The following is a 16,592-nucleotide window of genomic DNA, read 5'->3' on the forward strand; positions in this document are numbered from 1 at the left end:
CAGATTTGAAGAAAAAAGTCCATGGAAGCTTCGCCAAAAAAATAATAGGGTTGAAATCATTGCCTGCAATTTTACACAATAATCAGGACTTGACTTTCCGAGCATGGTAAAAGGTTCATCATAAGCGGAATGAAAGCCCTTTTCACCTTCCGAGCCATTCAAAAGGTTCATCATAAGCGGGATGAAAGCCCTTTTAGCCTTCCGAGCATGGCAAAAGGTTCATCATAAGCGGGATGAAAGCCCTTTTAGCCTTCCGAGTATGGTAAAAGGTTCATCATAAGCGGAATGAAAGCCCTTTTAGCCTCCAGAGCCAGTCAAAAGGTTCATCATAAGTGAGATGAAAGCCCTTTTCACCGCCCGAGCCAGTTAATAGATAAAAAGTTCATCACACCCACGTAATATCAATTTCCCCCCACCCTCACCCAAAAAAACACTTCTGCCCACCCCCGCCACAGCATAGGTTGTACAAGACAATGGAAATTGTGTGGACTCAAAAGGGAGGAAAACCAATCAATGAAAAAGCTTTTGGGTAATATAGATCCTGCTGTTTTATCGATGGCGGGCATTCGGTTATTTTCGGGGGTACTGGAACTCAGTGCGGCATTTTTAATGCTCTACCTCAACGATGTCAAGAAGGCGGTGGTGGTGAATTCGATGCTTGCCGTGGTCGGTCCGGTCATTTTCATTTCCACGATGATGATCGGGTTGGTGAGTATGGCGAATGAGATTTCCTTTTCTAAACTGGTATTCATTGCGATCGGAGTCGGGTTCATCCTATATGGAATCTATAAATGAGCATATATTGACCAGGCCCGCATACATTGTAAGTAATAAAGGGACAAGAAGGGGATTGTATGATTGCTGGGATTATGAACGTGCTTCCACCAAATCTGGCCAATGTCATTGAAAGGCTGTCACCTCAGACGATGGACAGGATGGAGGAAATTCGGGTGAGGATTAATCGGCCTCTGGAGGTGATGGTGGATGGGCTGCCGCTTTTTCTCGCCTACACCGTCACGAGTGAGGATGGGACTCATCTATTGAATAAAATAAGCAAATATTCGATTTATGCCTTGGAGGAGGAGCTTCGCCGGGGTTATATCACCATCACTGGCGGGCATCGGATCGGCCTGTCAGGCAAAGTGATTACCGAAAGTGGCAAAGTGAAGGCAATAAGAGATGTCTCTTCCTTCAATATCCGGATCGCAAAACAAAAAATAGGAGTGGCGGAGCCTTTGCTTCCTTACCTCTATCAAAAACGTTGGCTCAGCACGATGATCATCGGACCGCCGCAGACAGGAAAGACGACCATGCTCAGGGATCTTGCAAGGGTGATGAGCAGCGGTGTGAAGGAAAAAAACATCGCTTCGTGCAAGGTGGGGGTCGTGGATGAGCGATCTGAAATTGCCGGCTGTGTGGAAGGGATTCCTCAGCATGACTTGGGACTGAGGGTGGATGTTCTCGATGGTTGTCCGAAGGCGGAGGGGATGATGATGCTGATCCGCTCCATGAGTCCCGAGGTAATCGTCGTGGATGAGATTGGCAGAATGGAAGATAGCGAGGCGACCATGGAAGCGGTAAATGCGGGGGTGGGACTTCTCATGTCGGTACATGCCTTTTCCTATGAAGATCTCCTCATGCGGCCGACACTGCGCGAGATTATCAGCATAAGGGCAGTCAAGCGGTTCGTCGAGCTGTCGAGGCACAAGGGGCCAGGCTCCATCAAACGCATATTGAACGAAGCTGGAGAAGAGATATACCGGGAAGAGGGCGTGAGAAGATGTTCAAATTGATTGGCGCGGTTCTTATCATCATTTCCACTTCATGGGCCGGGTTTGAAGCGGCAAGGCATCTGACTGAAAGGCCGAGGCAGCTGCGCCAGTTGAAGGTCGCCCTGCAATCCCTCGAGGCGGAGATCATGTATGGGCATACCCCTCTTGCAGAGGCGACAAGGAATATTGCCAAGCAGTTGGAAAAGCCGCTCACCTGGTTCTTTGAAGCTTTTTCCAATAAGTTGGAGCAGGCAAATCTCCATGCAAAGGATGCTTGGCATCAAAGTTTGGATGAGGTTTGGAATTCGACCGCTTTCAAAAAGGCTGAGCTGGAAATCATGAAACAGTTCGGGGACACACTGGGGCAGCATGACAGGCATACCCAGCAAAAACATATACTTCTGGCAATGACGCATCTGGAACGGGAAGAATTGGAGGCACGGGATAAGCAGATCCGCTATGAAAAAATGGTGAAAAGCTTAGGGGTGCTGTCAGGTTTATTGCTCATTATTTTACTGATGTAAAAAATAGGGGGAAGCATTCATGGGCATGGAAGTGGATATCATTTTTAAAATAGCTGGCATCGGCATAGTGGTGGCGTTTCTGCATACCGTCCTGAAGCAGCTTGGTAAAGAAGAATATGCAAACTGGGTAACATTGCTTGGCTTTATTTATATTTTATTCATGGTGGCAAGTATCGTGGAGGACCTGTTCAAAAAGATCAAATCGGTGTTCCTGTTCCAATGATGAGGGGGGCTGACCTATCGAAATCATTCAAATAGTAGGTCTTGGACTTGTTGCCACCTTCCTCGCCCTGATCGTCAAGGAACAGAAGCCCACCTTTGCGTTCATGCTTGTCGTATTCGTCGGATGTGTCATCTTTTTATTCCTGATTGACCAGGTATTCCACGTCATCAGGATGCTTGAACGAATAGCGGTCAATGCCAATGTGAACCTGATCTATGTGGAGACCATCTTAAAAATTGTCGGGATTGCCTATATAGCCGAGTTCGGCGCCCAGATCACCAAGGATGCAGGTCAAGGTGCCATCGCTTCCAAAATTGAATTGGCAGGAAAAATTCTCATCCTTGCGATGGCCATCCCGATCCTCACCGTCATTATCGAAACAATCATAAACCTGATACCTTCTTAAAAAGAAGTTCTGGGAGGGGGAATTCGATGAAAATACTTCTAGCATTTTTTTCACTATTTATCCTAATTAACTTGCTGCCACAATCTGTACAAGCATCTCCCTCATCACCATCAGAACTCGTGACCGACCAGATAGAAGGGGTAGGCGTCGAAGAGATCAAGGTCTACTGGGAAGGGATCATGGATGAATACGGTGGCTATCTTCCGGAAAGCCAGAAGGGGACGTTCATGGAGTTTGTAAAAGGGGACAAGTCCTTTTCACTGAAGGAATGGCTGAAAGGGTTTGTGAAATACCTTTTCTATGAGCTTCTGGCAAACGGAAAGCTGCTTGGTAGCCTGATATTGCTTACGATATTCAGCATGTTCCTGCAGACGCTTCAAAATGCCTTTGAACAGAAGACGGTCAGTAAGATTGCCTATTCGGTCGTGTTCATGGTCCTCATCATCATCGCACTGAACAGCTTTCATATTGTCATCAACTACACACTTGATGCGATCTCCGCCATGACGGGCTTCATCATCGCTTTGATTCCATTGCTGATCGCGCTGATCGCATCATCTGGAGGGCTCGTATCGGCGGCATTTTTTCATCCGATCATACTTTTCCTTATGAATACGAGCGGCATGCTGATCCAATATGTGGTCCTGCCACTGCTTTTTCTGTCCGCTGTTCTCAGTATCGTCAGCACGTTAAGCGAGCAGTATAAAGTGACTCAGCTTGCACAGCTGCTCCGGAATGTCAGTATCGGTATTCTTGGGATGTATTTGACGATATTCCTCGGTGTCATTTCGGTGCAGGGAGCTACCGCTGCTGTAACGGATGGAATCGCAATCCGGACCGCCAAATTTGTCACAGGGAACTTCATACCGGTGATCGGGAGGATGTTCACGGATGCAACAGACACGGTCATCACCGCCTCTCTTCTATTGAAAAATACGGTAGGGATCCTTGGTGTTGCGACCGTCATACTGTTGGCCGCGTTTCCTGCGATTAAGATCCTGTCGATCGCCATCATCTATAAGCTGGCGGCGGCACTCTTGCAGCCGCTTGGCGGGGGAACGGTCATCACGTGCCTCGACATCATCAGCAAAAGCATCATCTATATCTTCGCTGCGCTTGCCATCGTTTCATTCATGTTTTTTCTTAGCATTACGGTCATTGTGGCGGCTGGTAACATCACCGTCATGATCCGGTAGGTAGGTGAAAAAGTCGTGAGTTACTTAACAGAATGGATTACCACCATCATCCTATTCATACTGCTGGCCACTGTCGTGGATATGCTGCTGCCGAGTTCAAGCATGCAGAAATATACGAAGCTCGTAATCGGCCTCTTATTGATAGTCGTGATCCTGACGCCGATCCTGAAGCTTCTATCGACTGACATGGACGAGATGTTTGCCAAGATGATGACCCATCCTTCCTATATTTCAGAAAAAAATACAGAAAATTTAATAGAAATGAAGAAAAAAGAAATACAAGCCTCCCACTCTGCATATATTTTAGAACAAGCGGCTGTCCAAATGAAAGAAGATGTGGAAGAGGAGTTGAGGGAACAATATGGTTTAACTGTAAAAAAGGTAAATCTTGTTGTGAAAAATCAAGATCAGCTCACCGAGATACCGACAGAAGAAGACCTTGAAATGGTGGAGATAGTTTTAGCAGAAGGAACAGATGAGACAGCCATCTCAGTAGTAAAGCCTGTTCAGATTGACACCTCCAGACCTAATGAACCAGAACCTTCTTCGCCAAACTCCGGTCGGGAAGGAAACATCGCAGCATTCCTATCAGATCGCTGGCAACTACACGAAACAATAATCTCAGTAGATGTGGAAGGGGGGGATTAGTACAAGGTGGAAAAGAAAAATCAAGCATTCATTCCTTGGTTAAAATCTCTTTTATTTGATTCATCAAAAGATAAGAAGTCTTCCAAAAAGCAGTACTTTCTCGTCGTCCTGCTGATTGGTGTAGGCTGTATGCTGTTTGGCAACCTCTTCTTCGGAGGGGAGGAAGCGTCAACATTGAACGCAGCCATCCCGGCAATGACCCAGCCGGAGTCCGAGACACCTGTGTTCAATCAAAAAGATGGTGACAACGTACCTTCTACTATCTCTGACTATGAAGCTAGTTTTGAGAGCCAGATGACAGAGGCACTGGAAGAAATAATCGGGGTCGGCAAAGTCAATGTAGTCGTGAATGTCGATGCAACCGAAAAGAAGGTGCTCCAGAAAAACGAGACCACCTCCACACAAACGACGGAAGAAACCGACAAAGATGGAGGGAAACGTAGTGTCACAGACGGCTCAAAAGAAGAACAAGTTGTCATGTCAAGAAAAGGGAATGACGAGCACCCGATCGTACTGGAAACAAAAAAGCCAGTCATCCGCGGTGTGCTTGTAGTAGCACAGGGCGCTGAAAATATACATGTCAAACAAATGATTTTGGAAGCAGTCACACGCGTGCTCGATGTGCCCCAGCACAAGGTGGCAGTCCTTCCAAAAAAATCTAAGGGGGAATAAGAATGTTATTGAAAAAACAAACGGTCTGGTTATTGACCATGTTAAGTTTAGTATTTGTTCTATCGGTCTACTACTTTTTAGGAAACCAGGAAGCTGATAATATGGCAACAGATGTACCGGGAATCGGTGAAGAAGCAGGAAATGAAGAACCAGCTGATGGGGAAGAAGGAACAGCCGGAACTGACGGTGAAGAAGCCGAAGGTACGGAAGAAGAAGGTAATGAAGTGGTGAACTACATTTCAGGGGATGAAGCCTTCACAGAACTTCGTCTTGAACTAGAAAACGTCAGAAGTCAGCAGCGTGCAGACCTGAATGAGCAAATGGCAAATACAGATCTTCCTGCCGAGGAAATCTCCAAGGCACGTGATGAATTGAATGCGCTGAATCAAACAACAGAAAAAGAGCTTGTCATCGAAACTAGCATCAAATCCAGAAAAGATGTCGAGGATGCAATCGTCCGCGTAACCGGCGATCAGATCAAAGTGACGGTAAAAGTGAACGGCGAACACAATCCGCAAATGGTAAATGAAATCTACCACATCGTCCGCAGCGAATTCACAGATGTCCGAAACGAAAACATCGCCTTCGACTTCGCTACAAGCAATAACGAATAATATAAACCGAACGGGCAGCGCATAAGCGTCGCCCGTTTTATTTTTCTATCAAATGAGTAAAAAAACTTGTCAATATCCAACTTCAATAAGAGAATAGAGAAGTAAAGCGTTTTCAAATAAAAACATAATTTAGCACTAGGTAATAACATCTATTACTATTTCTAGTTGAATTTAGATGGTCGGTATCGTATGATAAATATGAACTCTTGTGGTGTTTACATAGCAAACGAACCATCACCTAAAGAAAAGAACAGGAACTTAAGGAGTGAAAGACATGTTAAAGATCCAAGAAATTAGAGAAATTATCAAACTGATTGACCAATCCAAAATAGATGAATTTTTGTATGAGCATGAAGGCTCCAAGATCACATTGAAAAAGCAAGGGGAGCAAAAGGTTGTCAGTGCGCCGGTTGCACCACAGCCTCAAGCGGTACAGGCTGCACCAGTTGCGGCGGCACCTGCGGCAGTGGAAGTGAAAGCTGAAACTCCGGCACCGGTAAACGAAGCACCAAAAGTGGAAGCTGAAAACCTGCATAAGATCACTTCCCCGATGGTTGGGACGTTCTATGCTTCCCCATCACCTGATGCTGCGGCGTACGTTCAGGCGGGCGATAAAGTAGGAGAGAACTCTGTTGTTTGTATCGTGGAAGCGATGAAGCTTTTCAATGAAATCGAAGCGGAAGTTAAAGGCGAGATTGTAGAGGTTTTAGCTGATAACGGACAGCTGGTGGAATACGGCCAACCTTTATTCCTTGTAAAAACAGTATAAGGAGAGGGTATCATGATAAAGAAGCTATTGATTGCAAATAGAGGAGAAATCGCGGTACGCATCATTCGTGCCTGCCGTGAAATGGATATTGAAACAGTCGCTGTCTACTCTGAAGCGGACAAGAATTCGTTGCACGTACAGCTTGCGGACGAGGCCTATTGTGTAGGTCCGACTGCTTCGAAGGACAGCTATTTGAGTTTTACGAATATCATCAGTGTGGCAAAATTGACTGCATCAGATGCAATTCACCCGGGTTACGGCTTCCTTGCCGAGAATTCCGATTTTGCGGAGCTGTGCAGGGAATGCAATATCACGTTTGTCGGGCCAAGTCCTGAGGCAATCTCCAAAATGGGAACGAAGGATGTCGCAAGGGAAACGATGAAAAAGGCGAATGTCCCGATCGTGCCCGGTTCACAGGGAATCATTGAAAGCATCACGGACGGCGTGAAAATCGCGAGTGAAATCGGCTATCCTGTCATCATCAAGGCAACAGCAGGTGGCGGCGGGAAAGGGATCCGTGTTGCCAGGAATGAAGAGGAACTTAAAAAGGGGATTTCCATTACACAGCAGGAAGCTGCGACAGCGTTTGGAAACCCTGGAGTGTATCTTGAAAAATTCATCGAGGATTTCCGCCATGTGGAAATCCAGGTGATGGCGGATAGCTTCGGTAACACGATTCACCTTGGTGAGCGTGATTGCTCGATTCAACGACGTCTTCAAAAGCTGGTCGAGGAAACGCCATCCCCTGTCCTGGATTCCGAATTGCGTGCGGAAATGGGAGAAGCTGCGGTAAAAGCGGCGAAAGCAGTGGACTATACGGGTGCCGGTACGATAGAATTTATCTATGACTATCAAAACAGAAAGTTCTACTTCATGGAAATGAACACTCGTATTCAGGTGGAGCATCCGGTGACAGAAATGGTCACAGGCGTAGACTTGATCAAAGAACAGATTCGGGTGGCATCTGGGGAAAAGCTTTCTTTGACACAAGAAGAGGTTGTTTTCAATGGCTGGTCCATCGAGTGTCGTATTAATGCAGAAAACCCTGAAAAGAATTTTATGCCATCACCTGGTAAGATAGAAATGTATCTCCCTCCAGGCGGCCTCGGGGTTCGTGTAGATTCGGCTGTTTATCCTGGCTATAGCATACCGCCATACTATGACAGCATGGTAGCAAAGCTTATCACCTACGGGGCAACTCGTGAAGAAGCTGTTTCGAGAATGAAGCGTGCTTTAGGCGAATTCGTTATCGAAGGTGTGCATACTACAATACCATTCCATTTGAAATTAATGGATCACGAGAAATTTAAAGAAGGCAATTTTAATACGAAATTCCTTGAAAAATATGATGTCATGAATTCAAAAATAATAGGAGGGTCCGAACATGAGTGAAAGAAACTTATTGGAAATGGATAATAGCGGTTCACTTGGTAAAGTGGAAATCGCGCCAGAAGTCATTGAAGTGATCGCTGGGATTGCTGCTTCGGAAGTGGAAGGAGTTTCACAAATGCGTGGAAACTTCGCCGCAGGAGTGGTGGAAAGACTTGGTAAGAAGAACCATGGTAAAGGCGTCAAGGTGGACCTTTCAGAAGAAGGCATCAAAGTGGACGTGTATTGCGTGATGCAATTTGGCGTTTCCATCCCGACTGTTGCCCAAAAAGTGCAGGACAACATCCGCCAGGCGTTATTGAACATGACGGCTCTTGAAATCACAGAAGTGAATATCCATGTCGTTGGCGTTCAATTTGAGACGCAAAAGAATGAAGTGGAAGTAGAGCAGGAAATCTAAAATATGAACATAGGGGGCAGGCATTCAGGACGGATTGAATGTCTGCCCCCTTTTTATGTACAAAAGGACAATGGTGCCCGACTAAAAATTACTTGTATTCCATAGGAATGTTCGGTACAATTTTAGGCGCTTTCCTTTTTTGAAAGGAACGAATAACACCAGCGAAACTAGGTAATGATGATGTTGAATTGAAAAATGGAATAAACGGATAATAAACGCTCCCCAAAGCCTGTAGAATTATCCGAAAACACGAATGAATATATTCTGCTATGAAATAATGTATGTGTTTTGTGTGAAAAACGAGTAAAAAATGTGTGTTTTTTTATAATAATGTGCTATTATCTTTTTATACTAGTTGAGCACGATAAGGAGATTTACGAATGAAGCGAAGTAAAGCAAGGGAAAAAGCCCTTCAAGCTATCTTCCAGATGGATGTTAGCGATCTAGAACCGAAAGAAGCAGTGCAAAATGTGCTCGAAGAAGGCGAGAAAGCGGATGACTTCCTGAACAACATTGTATTTGGAACAATGGAACACCGGGAAGAAATCGATTCCACCCTTAAACAGCACTTGGAAAAATGGTCACTTGACCGTCTAGGGACAGTCGATCGCACAATCCTGCGTATGACTGTTTATGAAATGAAATACGAAACAGAAATCCCTGTCAATGTAAGTATTGACGAAGCGATTGAATTGGCGAAAGTATTTGGTGACGAAAAATCGAGCAGTTTCATCAACGCGGTTTTATCCAAAGTAAAAACAACTTTTGAAAATTAATAAAGCGTAGCAGGCTTAAGGGGGAGCTATTCATGTCAGCAGTAATCGTATCTGGAAAAGAACTAGCATCAGAGAAAAGAGCCTTCATCAAAACAGAAGTTCAGAAACTTGTAGCGGATAGACAAACGCAACCAGGCTTGGCTGTAATCTTGGTCGGGGATGATCCTGCATCCCATTCATACGTCAGAGCAAAGCAGAGAGCTTGTGAAGAAGCGGGCATGCAATGCATTTTGGAACATTATCCCGAAACACTGACAGAAAAAGAGCTGCTGGAACGCATTACTTTCTATAACCAAGAAAAGACGGTTCATGGAATATTGGTGCAGTTGCCTTTGCCTAAACACATTAATGAACTTGCAGTCATTGAAAGAATTTCCCCAGAAAAAGATGTGGATGGATTCCACCCCGTAAATATCGGTAAAATGATGATCGATCAGCAGGCTTTCCTTCCATGTACCCCATATGGAATAGTTGAAATGATCAAGTCCCTGAACATTCCTATTGCAGGAAAACATGTGGTGGTGATCGGCAGAAGCAATATTGTCGGCAAACCGGTTGGTCAGCTCCTTTTAAAAGAAGATGCCACAGTCACGTATTGCCATTCCAGGACAAAGGATCTTTCCTCCATCACAAAACAGGCTGACATCCTGATTGCAGCCGTCGGAAAAGCAAAACTTATTGGTCCCGACTATGTAAAGGAAGGCGCCATTGTCATTGATGTAGGTGTAAATAGACTGGAGACCGGCAAGCTATGCGGAGATGTGGATTTCGACACGGTAAAGGAAAAAGCGAGTTATATCACTCCTGTTCCTGGCGGGGTCGGTCCGATGACCATCACGATGCTGCTTCAGAACACCCTTCAATCTGCACAAAAAATCGGTAGGGCAAACAAGACGTTTTCCTGACTATATGGTATGTTTAGAGATGGATGGAACATTGGTTCTTCCGTCTTTTTTCATATTCTTTTATAATAGAGGATGATACAAAGGAGCGACATGAATGAGTGATCGCAAGTACTTGACAGTCACCGCACTGACGAAATACATAAAAAGAAAATTTGATGTCGATCCCCATCTTCAGGATGTATGGCTGAAGGGTGAAATATCCAACTTCAAGCAGCACAGCAGAGGACATATGTACTTCACCCTGAAGGATCAGAATGCCAGGCTTCAGGTTGTGATGTTTGCCGGGCAGAACAGGAGCCTTGCCTTTAAACCGGAAGAAGGGATGAAGGTGCTTGTACGCGGGGAGTTGACCGTGTATGAGGCGAATGGATCGTATCAGATGTACATAAAAGAAATGCAACCGGATGGTGTAGGCAGCCTATACTTGGCCTATGAGGAGCTGAAGAAAAAGCTCTCAGGCGAAGGGTTATTTTCCACTGAATACAAAAAGCCCCTCCCGAAATACCCGAAAACGGTCGGAGTCATCACCTCCCCGACAGGAGCGGCAGTCCGGGACATCATCACAACACTAAAAAGAAGATATCCGCTGACGAGGATAGTCGTCATCCCTGCGCTTGTACAGGGTAACAATGCGGCACCCTCCATTGTGAAGGCGATAAGGCAAGCGCATCAAATCGGCGGAATGGATGTACTCATCGCGGGGCGTGGAGGCGGCTCGATCGAGGAACTTTGGGCATTTAACGAAGAAATCGTTGCTAGGGAGATATTTGCCTCAAAGATTCCGATCATCTCCGCTGTTGGACATGAGACCGATTTTACGATAGCTGATTTTGTGGCGGATATGCGGGCACCGACGCCGACTGCAGCTGCAGAACTGGCGGTTCCCCACATCAATGAGCTGATGGAACGGCTCTCAGACAGGAAATTCAGGTTGCATCACTCTTCGAATAAATTGATGCAAGGATATAAGGACAGGCTTACTGCGCTTCAGAAGTCCTATGCATTCAGATTCCCAAAGAACCTTTATGTACAAAAGGAGCAGGAGCTCGACCGGATGATGGATGACCTGGAAACAGCCATGAAGAGGCTTGTGGAAAAAAAGCGTGACAAGCAATTGCAGGTATCTTCATTGCTCGAGCGCAATCACCCGAGAAAACAGATTGAATCGGAAATGAACTCCTTGAAGCAGCAGACCAAAATGCTGACCCAATACATGCAGCAGGCGTTGCAAAAAAAGCAATGGGAATTCAAGAACCAGTTAACGAAAATAGATGGTTTGAGTCCTTTAAAGATCATGAGCCGTGGCTATAGCGTGGCATACGCAAGCAGCGGTGAAATCGTCAAAAGCAAAGAGCAGGTGAAGGTCGGGGACACCGTGAAGGTCAATTTACAGGACGGCACCCTCGATTGTGAAGTGCAAGAGATAAAGGAGCGAAAAGAAGATGAGTGAAAAGAAGGCGAAAAAAGAAGTATCATTTGAAGAGGCCATGAAAGAACTGGAAGCTATTGTGGAAAAACTCGAAGAAGGGGACGTACCGCTAGAAGAGGCCATTTCCCACTATAAAGAAGGCATGAAGCTTTCCAAGCTGTGTCATGACAAGCTGACACATGTAGAAGGGGAAATGGAAAAGATCCTGAAGGAAAACGGCGAACTTGAGTCCTTTGCGATACAGGAGGATGAAGCTTAATTGTCGACACATACCAACCTCCAAACCTTTTTGCACGATAGAAAACCTTTAGTGGAAGATAAGCTATATAGTTATATGGAAACCATCGATGCCCCGTCAATACTCGTCGAATCGATGAAATATTCCTTGAAAGCCGGGGGGAAAAGACTCCGTCCCCTGCTAGTGCTTGCAACCCTGCATTCCTTCGGTAAAAATGAGGAATTGGGTCTTCCTGTTGCTTGCGCGATAGAAATGATCCATACCTATTCCTTGATCCATGATGATCTGCCAAGCATGGATGACGATGATTTTCGCAGGGGGAAGCCGACCAACCATAAGGTGTACGGAGAAGCAATGGCGATTCTTGCGGGCGATGCACTCCTGACCTACAGCTTTGAAGTAATGGAGAGTCTGCTCGAAAAAGGTGTTTCCCCTTCAAAGGTGATACTGCTTGTCAAAGAGTTGGCAAAAGCTGCGGGTCCCACCGGTATGGTCGGTGGACAGGTTGCGGATATGGAAGGGGAAGGTGCCAAGCTGTTGCTTGAGGACCTCGAATATATCCACCGGAATAAAACCGGAAAGCTGCTTGGTTATAGCATTTATGCCGGAGCAGTCCTTGCAGATGCAACGGAAGACCAATTAAGCCTGCTTTCCGAATTCTCCGATCACCTTGGACTCGCATTTCAAATCAGGGATGATATCCTGGATATTGAAGGCGAAGCGGAAAAGATAGGCAAGCCGGTCGGCTCTGATACACTGAACGAAAAAGTTACCTATCCTGCACTTCTGACCATGGAAGGTGCCAAGGAGAAACTGGACCACCACATAGAACAGGCGAAAAAATTGCTTGCGGGCTTGCCCCTTGAATCCGACCTGCTATTCCAACTATGTGACCTGATTGCCAAAAGGGACCATTAATCGACAAAAAACCTATGGAAAATTGAGCATTTCCGCTTTTTATGATATAGTTAGTGGAACAAAGAGTATTGTCGGACACCGGCAATACTCCATCCTGACTAAGGGAAAGCGGCATCATCGTGAAATACTATAAATAATTGTAAAGAAAATACAAATGCTTAACATATAAGGTGCAGAATTATACTATTGTTTTATAAATGGAATGAAGCCATTAATTGGAGTTTAGCTTTTCGCCGTTATCACACTTGTGTTAGCGGCTATTTTTTCAGACGGCAACATAATGGCATCATTTCTTCCTCAGGACGGTCCATAAGTAAACGGTTCCAGAGGACTATAACAAAAAAGAAAAAATAAGCGAATTCAGCAAGGAAAGAGAGTGATCCCTTTTGGATCTTACAAAGATTACAAGTCCGCAATTTCTAAAGAAAATGTCTATTGCCGAGTTGGAAGATTTAAGTGCCGACGTGAGAAAGTTCCTGATTGAGCAATTATCGACTACCGGAGGACATATCGGTCCCAACCTCGGAGTGGTGGAATTGACCATCGCCCTTCATAAAGTGTTTGACAGCCCGAAAGACAAATTCCTGTGGGATGTCGGGCATCAGGCCTATGTACATAAAATTTTGACAGGCAGGGCCTGTGAATTCGGCACATTGCGAAAGTATCAGGGGCTCTGCGGATTCCCGAAGCGCAATGAGAGTGAGCATGATGTATGGGAAACGGGACATTCCTCCACCTCTCTTTCCGGGGCTATGGGGATGGCTGCAGCGCGTGACATTAAAGGCACAAAGGAATACGTCATCCCGATCATCGGGGACGGCGCCCTTACAGGCGGAATGGCACTTGAAGCCCTGAACCATATCGGTCATGAAAAAAAGGATATGATTGTGATCCTCAATGATAATGAAATGTCGATCGCACCGAATGTAGGAGCCCTGCATAGTGCCCTTGGAAGAATGCGCACTGCCGGCAAGTATAATTGGGTGAAAGACGAGCTGGAAGTGCTGTTGAAGAAAATCCCGGCAGTCGGCGGGAAACTTGCTTCTACGGCAGAACGAATCAAAGACAGCTTGAAATATCTTGTGGTGAGCGGGATGTTCTTCGAAGAGCTCGGGTTTACGTATCTCGGGCCGATTGATGGACATAACTACAACGACTTGATAGAAAACCTGAAGTATGCAAAGAAAACAGAAGGCCCAGTGCTGATCCATGTGGTCACGAAAAAAGGGAAAGGCTATGAACCAGCAGAATCCGATAAGATCGGCACATGGCATGGAATCGGCCCCTATAAGATTGAAACAGGCGATGTACTGAAGCCGGTTGGCGCACCTCCTGCATGGAGCAGTGTGGTAAGTGAGACTGTCAGGAAGATAGCGCGTGAGGATGAGCGTGTGGTTGCGATCACTCCTGCCATGCCTGTCGGATCGAAGCTTGAGAATTTTGCGAAAGAATTCCCAGAGCGCATGTATGATGTCGGCATCGCCGAGCAGCATGCGGTGACGATGGCTGCCGGACTTGCGACACAAGGGATGAAGCCGTTTGTGGCCATCTATTCCACATTCCTGCAAAGAGCCTATGATCAGGTTGTGCATGACGTATGCCGCCAAAACCTGAATGTATTCTTTGGTATTGACCGTTCAGGCCTTGTTGGTGAGGACGGGGAAACGCATCAGGGAGTCTTTGATATTGCATTCTTAAGACATCTGCCCAATATGGTGCTGATGATGCCGAAGGATGAAAATGAGGGCCAGCATCTCGTTTATACAGCCAATAAGTATGACGGGGGACCGATTGCAATCCGCTATCCACGAGGAAACGGACTTGGCGTGAAAATGGATGAGGAGCTTAAAGAAATCCCTATCGGTTCATGGGAAGTGCTGAAGGAAGGAACGGATGCTGCAATCCTGACATTCGGTACAACGATCGGCATGGCGCTTGAGGCAGCGGAAGCATTGTCGAAGGATGATCTATCCGTGAAGGTAGTGAATGCGCGATTCATCAAACCGATGGATGAAGCGATGCTGCATGATCTCTTCAAATCAGGCTTGCCGGTCGTGACGATTGAAGAAGCTGTCCTTCAGGGCGGATTCGGAAGTGCGGTCGTGGAATTCGCCAGCGATCACGGCTACACGAACAGAGTGGTGAGAATGGGCATACCAGACCGATTCATCGAACACGGAAGTGTAGCGGAACTGATGAATGAAATAGATCTGACGGCTGCCAAAGTCGTTGAAAATGTAAAATTGATCTCATCAAGAAGAAAACAAAAAAGGGCATAGGACTTATGACGAAAAAAGAAAGACTAGATGTATTATTAGTGGAGCGCGGCCTTATCGAAACACGGGAAAAGGCGAAGCGTTCCATCATGGCAGGACTTGTATATACAAATGAACAGCGCCTGGACAAGCCTGGTGAAAAAGTGGCGATCGATGCTCCATTGACGGTTAAGGGAAATCTTATTCCCTACGTCAGCAGAGGGGGCCTTAAGCTGGAAAAAGCGCTTAAAGTCTTTGAGTTGGATGTAAAGGAAAAGATTCTCCTTGATATCGGGGCTTCCACCGGTGGCTTCACGGATTGCGCGCTTCAAAACGGAGCCAAAATGAGTTATGCCCTCGATGTAGGCTATAACCAGCTTGCCTGGAAGCTTCGGCAGGATGAACGGGTCGAAGTGATGGAACGGACCAATTTCCGCTATGTCACACCAGTTGACCTGACTAAGGGGATGCCCGATTTTGCAAGCATCGATGTTTCATTCATCTCCCTCAAATTGATCCTGCCAGTCCTGAAAACATTGCTGGTTCAAGATAGCGATATCGTGGCGCTGGTAAAGCCGCAATTTGAGGCAGGTAGGGAACAGGTCGGCAAAAAAGGCATTGTCCGCGATCCGAATATCCATGAGGCTGTCCTTGAGATGATCCGTGATTTCAGCTTAAAGGAAGGCTATGATGTACAGGATCTTTCTTTTTCCCCGATCACAGGCGGAGAAGGGAATATCGAATTCCTCCTTCATCTGAAATGGTCCGGACCGAAGGAAGCTGGATCAGACTACCTGAAAAATACCATTTCCCAAGTGGTTGCAGAGGCGCATCAACAATTAAAAGCAGAAAAAGGGGAATGACTTTTCAGTTGTTCCTTTTTTTAACGCGCGGGGATGGTTTTCTTTTACATATGAGAAGGTTTGAATTAACATAAAGCTAGGTATTGTCATGCAACATAGATATATTTAAGGGGTGCCGAAATGACCAAGGGGCAAAGACATATAAAAATCAGAGAACTTATAACAAACAGTGAAGTGGAAACACAGGACGAATTGGTGGACCGCTTAAAAAGCGCAGGATTCAATGTCACACAGGCAACAGTTTCAAGGGATATCAAGGAGCTGCACCTTGTGAAAGTGCCGATGATGGACGGAAGATACAAATATAGTCTTCCAGCCGATCAGCGCTTTAACCCATTGCAGAAGCTGAAGCGATCCCTGATGGACGCTTTCGTCAAACTCGACATTGCAGGTCATATGATCGTCATGAAAACAATGCCCGGCAACGCCAATGCAATCGGTGTATTGATCGATAACCTCGATTGGCCGGAAATACTGGGAACCATCTGTGGCGACGACACATGCCTGATCATCTGCCGCACCCCGGACCAGGCCGAAGAGCTTTCCGAAAAATTTATTAATATGCTATAAAATTTATTGCCGCTTGTCTATGTTC

General features: G+C 45.9%; 20 protein-coding genes. All 20 read left to right on the forward strand.

All coding sequences use genetic code 11. From position 1 onward, the window contains the following. Positions 1-513: 513 nt before the first annotated feature. Positions 514-795, forward strand: coding sequence for a YqhV family protein (locus tag JOC95_RS13750; RefSeq protein ID WP_204417337.1), 282 nt, complete (start codon positions 514-516; stop codon positions 793-795). A 59-nt stretch (positions 796-854) separates the two neighbouring features. Then, positions 855-1,793: a stage III sporulation protein AA gene (gene spoIIIAA, locus JOC95_RS13755; RefSeq protein WP_419096244.1), complete on the forward strand. Its 939-nt coding sequence runs from the start codon at positions 855-857 to the stop codon at positions 1,791-1,793. Next, positions 1,781-2,296, forward strand: a complete 516-nt coding sequence (spoIIIAB, locus tag JOC95_RS13760; RefSeq protein WP_204417338.1) for a stage III sporulation protein SpoIIIAB — start codon at positions 1,781-1,783, stop codon at positions 2,294-2,296. Before spoIIIAA ends, spoIIIAB begins: the two co-directional genes overlap by 13 nt. A 19-nt stretch (positions 2,297-2,315) precedes the next feature. Then, complete coding sequence (gene spoIIIAC / locus JOC95_RS13765) at positions 2,316-2,519, forward strand: stage III sporulation protein AC (protein ID WP_204417341.1); 204 nt, start codon at positions 2,316-2,318, stop codon at positions 2,517-2,519. Between the two features lie 16 nt (positions 2,520-2,535). Then, the gene (spoIIIAD, locus tag JOC95_RS13770; protein ID WP_204418101.1) at positions 2,536-2,925 is read left to right on the forward strand and encodes a stage III sporulation protein AD; all 390 of its coding nucleotides are present in this window, start codon (positions 2,536-2,538) and stop codon (positions 2,923-2,925) included. Positions 2,926-2,951: 26 nt separating this feature from the next. Next, positions 2,952-4,121 carry a stage III sporulation protein AE gene (gene spoIIIAE / locus JOC95_RS13775; protein WP_204417348.1) on the forward strand — a complete coding sequence of 390 codons (1,170 nt, stop codon included), beginning with the start codon at positions 2,952-2,954 and terminating at the stop codon, positions 4,119-4,121. A gap of 15 nt (positions 4,122-4,136) precedes the next feature. Continuing rightward, a complete protein-coding gene (spoIIIAF, locus tag JOC95_RS13780) occupies positions 4,137-4,769 on the forward strand; it encodes a stage III sporulation protein AF (RefSeq protein WP_204417350.1) in 633 nt (210 codons plus the stop codon). A 6-nt stretch (positions 4,770-4,775) separates the two neighbouring features. Beyond that, on the forward strand, positions 4,776-5,441 hold the full coding sequence (gene spoIIIAG / locus JOC95_RS13785) for a stage III sporulation protein AG (RefSeq protein ID WP_204417360.1): 666 nt from the start codon (positions 4,776-4,778) through the stop codon (positions 5,439-5,441). A gap of 2 nt (positions 5,442-5,443) precedes the next feature. Then, a complete protein-coding gene (locus tag JOC95_RS13790; RefSeq protein WP_204417362.1) occupies positions 5,444-6,055 on the forward strand; it encodes a SpoIIIAH-like family protein in 612 nt (203 codons plus the stop codon). 274 nt (positions 6,056-6,329) lie between these two features. Next, positions 6,330-6,824: an acetyl-CoA carboxylase biotin carboxyl carrier protein gene (gene accB, locus JOC95_RS13795; protein WP_204417364.1), complete on the forward strand. Its 495-nt coding sequence runs from the start codon at positions 6,330-6,332 to the stop codon at positions 6,822-6,824. A 12-nt stretch (positions 6,825-6,836) separates the two neighbouring features. Beyond that, complete coding sequence (gene accC / locus JOC95_RS13800; RefSeq protein ID WP_204417366.1) at positions 6,837-8,216, forward strand: acetyl-CoA carboxylase biotin carboxylase subunit; 1,380 nt, start codon at positions 6,837-6,839, stop codon at positions 8,214-8,216. Further along, on the forward strand, positions 8,209-8,613 hold the full coding sequence (locus tag JOC95_RS13805; protein ID WP_204417374.1) for an Asp23/Gls24 family envelope stress response protein: 405 nt from the start codon (positions 8,209-8,211) through the stop codon (positions 8,611-8,613). The genes accC and JOC95_RS13805 overlap by 8 nt, the downstream gene beginning before the upstream one ends. Before the next feature lie 380 nt (positions 8,614-8,993). Beyond that, a complete protein-coding gene (nusB, locus tag JOC95_RS13810) occupies positions 8,994-9,389 on the forward strand; it encodes a transcription antitermination factor NusB (protein ID WP_204417376.1) in 396 nt (131 codons plus the stop codon). Positions 9,390-9,421: 32 nt separating this feature from the next. After that, positions 9,422-10,294 (forward strand): bifunctional methylenetetrahydrofolate dehydrogenase/methenyltetrahydrofolate cyclohydrolase FolD, encoded by an 873-nt coding sequence (folD, locus tag JOC95_RS13815; RefSeq protein WP_204417378.1) that lies wholly within the window; start codon positions 9,422-9,424, stop codon positions 10,292-10,294. Between the two features lie 94 nt (positions 10,295-10,388). Then, positions 10,389-11,744 carry an exodeoxyribonuclease VII large subunit gene (gene xseA / locus JOC95_RS13820; protein WP_204417380.1) on the forward strand — a complete coding sequence of 452 codons (1,356 nt, stop codon included), beginning with the start codon at positions 10,389-10,391 and terminating at the stop codon, positions 11,742-11,744. Continuing rightward, a complete protein-coding gene (locus JOC95_RS13825; protein WP_204417382.1) occupies positions 11,737-11,982 on the forward strand; it encodes an exodeoxyribonuclease VII small subunit in 246 nt (81 codons plus the stop codon). The genes xseA and JOC95_RS13825 overlap by 8 nt, the downstream gene beginning before the upstream one ends. Next, entirely contained in the window at positions 11,983-12,879 is an 897-nt protein-coding gene (locus JOC95_RS13830; protein WP_338083101.1) for a polyprenyl synthetase family protein, read from the forward strand. 386 nt (positions 12,880-13,265) lie between these two features. After that, on the forward strand, positions 13,266-15,158 hold the full coding sequence (gene dxs, locus JOC95_RS13835) for a 1-deoxy-D-xylulose-5-phosphate synthase (protein WP_204417391.1): 1,893 nt from the start codon (positions 13,266-13,268) through the stop codon (positions 15,156-15,158). Positions 15,159-15,163: 5 nt separating this feature from the next. Further along, a complete protein-coding gene (locus tag JOC95_RS13840; protein ID WP_204417393.1) occupies positions 15,164-15,997 on the forward strand; it encodes a TlyA family RNA methyltransferase in 834 nt (277 codons plus the stop codon). A 120-nt stretch (positions 15,998-16,117) separates the two neighbouring features. Further along, positions 16,118-16,567, forward strand: coding sequence for a transcriptional regulator AhrC/ArgR (ahrC, locus tag JOC95_RS13845; protein WP_204417395.1), 450 nt, complete (start codon positions 16,118-16,120; stop codon positions 16,565-16,567). Positions 16,568-16,592: the final 25 nt, after the last annotated feature.

It is taken from the genome of Sutcliffiella tianshenii (assembly GCF_016908565.1).
Classification (GTDB): Bacteria; Bacillota; Bacilli; order Bacillales; family Bacillaceae_I; genus Sutcliffiella_A; species Sutcliffiella_A tianshenii.